Annotated in this window: 3 protein-coding genes and 1 pseudogene; 3 read left to right on the top strand and 1 reads right to left on the bottom strand. The window is 67.0% G+C overall.

All coding sequences use genetic code 11. The features are described from left to right. Positions 1 to 23: 23 nt before the first annotated feature. On the bottom strand, positions 24 to 695 hold the full coding sequence (locus tag DBR12_RS21865; RefSeq protein WP_108619141.1) for a cation transporter: 672 nt from the start codon (positions 693 to 695) through the stop codon (positions 24 to 26). Between the two features lie 74 nt (positions 696 to 769). Here DBR12_RS21865 and DBR12_RS21860 point away from each other — a divergent pair, with 74 nt between their 5' ends. From DBR12_RS21860 to DBR12_RS21850, 3 genes and pseudogenes are all read left to right on the top strand, one after another. Beyond that, complete coding sequence (locus DBR12_RS21860; RefSeq protein WP_108619142.1) at positions 770 to 1,234, top strand: Cd(II)/Pb(II)-responsive transcriptional regulator; 465 nt, start codon at positions 770 to 772, stop codon at positions 1,232 to 1,234. Positions 1,235 to 1,380: 146 nt separating this feature from the next. Further along, complete coding sequence (locus DBR12_RS21855; RefSeq protein WP_108619140.1) at positions 1,381 to 2,181, top strand: ABC transporter permease; 801 nt, start codon at positions 1,381 to 1,383, stop codon at positions 2,179 to 2,181. A gap of 30 nt (positions 2,182 to 2,211) precedes the next feature. Then, positions 2,212 to 2,355, top strand: a pseudogene (locus DBR12_RS21850) (mammalian cell entry protein); the annotation flags it as partial.

Below are 2,355 nucleotides of genomic sequence, written 5' to 3'. Positions count from 1 at the left end.
GTGGAGAGGTGCACGCGCACGGTTCATTGCCCCTGCCGTGGTGCGCCTGCGGCGGTGCTGGCCAGCTCCTGCCGGGCATGGCGAATCACGCTCCAGCCCCCGCTGATGGCCAAGCCCGCCATGATGGCGGCCACCACCAGATCCGGCCACACGGTGCCCGTGCCCAGCACGCCCAGGGCCGCGCCCATCACGGCCAGGTTGCCCAGCGCGTCGTTGCGGGTGCACAGCCACACGCCGCGCATGTTGGCGTCACCTTCACGGTAGGCATACAGCAGCACGGCTACGCCGAGGTTGGCGGCCAGCGCCAGCAGGCCCACGCTGCCCATGGTGAAGGGCTCGGGCGCAATGCCTTGCCACGCGCCCCAGGCCACGCGGCCGATCACAAACACACCAAAGGCCAACATGCTGGCGCCCTTGACCAGCGCGGCCCGGGCGCGCCAGGCGAGGGCCATGGCCAGCACCCACAGCGACAGGCCGTAGTTGGCCGCGTCGCCCAGAAAGTCGATGGAATCTGCCAGCAGCGATGCCGAGCCCGAGCGCATGCCCGCGCCCAGCTCCAGAACAAACATCGCTGCGTTGACGAGGAGTGCAATCCACAGAATGCGGCGGTAGCGCGGGTCGGCGCCAGCGGGCGCGCCGTGGCTGTGGCCGGGGGCGCCGTGGTCGTGTTGGTCGTGATTGCATTGGGCAGACATGGATTTCTTCTCCTGACGGTTGTTGAGGTCGATGGCATGATTGGAAACCTTGAAGTCACTTGAAGGTCAAGCCCATGGATCAACATGCCGCGCAGTTCCGCATCGGCGAGGCCGCCCAGCAGTCCGGGGTGTCGGCCGCCAACATCCGCTACTACGAAAAAGAGGGCCTCTTGCCCCCGGGCGCACGCGAGGGCAACAGCTACCGCCTGTACAGCGGCGCCGATGTGCACCAGCTGCGCTTTATCCGCCTGTGCCGGGCCATGGACATGTCGCTGGACGAGGTGCGTACCCTGCTGGCGCTGGACTGGGGCCGCAAGGCCGATTGCGACGCCGCGCGCGACACGTTGGATGCCCACTTGCTGCATGTGCGCACCCGCCTGGCTGAGCTGCAGGCGCTGGAGTCCGACCTGCTGGCGCTGCGCAGCCGCTGTGACGGCTCGGACGCCACCTGCCACATCATCGAAGCCCTGCACGAGCGGGCCGACGCGCAGCAGGCGGCCGAGTCCACCCCGGCAGGGCTGGGCAAGCGCCATGTGTGAGTGCATGTTTCTTGGGGATGTTGATTGCTATTGTTTTGATAGCTTAAAAGGTATATCCATCAGGCGGAGGAGCCCAAAAAAGCTTGAATTCCAGTGTCTGCAGGCATGCAAGGCCCACGTCTGCAGGCCACCGCTATGATCCGGCCATGATCTCGCGCCTGCCCGGCCTCTCCCTGCCCGAACGTGTGTGGAACACCGCGCGGCGCTGGGCGGTGGCCTGGTGGCGCATCCTGTACCTGGGGGCGGTGGTGCTGGTGCTGGTGTTGTCGCCGTCCAGCTACGGCAAGGGCACCCGCCGGGCCCTGGCCCGCCATCTGTATCTGGACACGGCGCCCGTGCTGCTGGGCTTCACGGTGCTGGCGGCGCTGATCAGCCTGGTGCTTACGCGCATCGTGGTGGTCACGGCGCTGAGCTACGGGTTGTCGCGCTACGCACTGGAGATGGTGATCCGCGTGCTGGTGCTGGAGCTCATCCCGCTCACGGCGGCCCTGTTTGTGGCCATGCGCTGCACCATCCCCAACGGCGCCCAGCTGTCGCGCCTGCGGCAGGCGGGGCGGTTCGATGCGCTGCGCAGCCAGGGCTCTGACCCCGTGCGCATCGAACTGCTGCCGCGTGTGATTGCGGGCGTGTTTGCCTGCATTACCTTGGCCGCGCTCAGCTGCGTGGTGGCGCTGGTGCTGGCCTACCTGGGCGTGTATGGTTTCAGCATGGCCGGGCTGTCTGGCTACACACGCATGTTTGGCCAGGTGTTCTCGCCCAGCGTGACCATGGTGTTTGTGCTCAAGACCCTGTTCTTCAGCCTGGCCGTGGCGCTGATCCCCATGGCCGCAGGCCTGTACGACAGCGGCGAGCGCACCCAGCCCGACTCGGAACTGGGCGGCCTGGCCCGCATGTTTGCGGTGTTGCTGCTGATCGAGACCGCCTCGCTCATGGGCAACTATTACTGACGGACTGACTCGCTTGCTCCAACCGACTCGATGAACGCTCCCACCCCGACGCCCCCCTCCGTAGCCGATGGCGCGCCGCCCGTCGAAACCCTGCGCCCGGTGGCATACTTGGAACTCAAGGCCGCCGCGCTGCTGTTGTTCACGCTGGCGCTCATCGTGGGCTCGGGCCTGTAC

Origin of the sequence: Acidovorax sp. HMWF029 (assembly GCF_003060895.1) — a bacterium.
Taxonomy (GTDB): domain Bacteria; phylum Pseudomonadota; class Gammaproteobacteria; order Burkholderiales; family Burkholderiaceae_C; genus Acidovorax.
Note: the sequence above shows the minus strand (reverse complement) of the source record. Positions and strands in the feature narration are given on the sequence as shown.

Coding starts and splice junctions, on each gene's coding strand:
- DBR12_RS21865 (WP_108619141.1), bottom strand. CDS start 695: ATGTCTGCCCAATGCAATCACGACCAACACGACCACGGCGCCCCCGGC.
- DBR12_RS21860 (WP_108619142.1), top strand. CDS start 770: ATGGATCAACATGCCGCGCAGTTCCGCATCGGCGAGGCCGCCCAGCAG.
- DBR12_RS21855 (WP_108619140.1), top strand. CDS start 1,381: ATGATCTCGCGCCTGCCCGGCCTCTCCCTGCCCGAACGTGTGTGGAAC.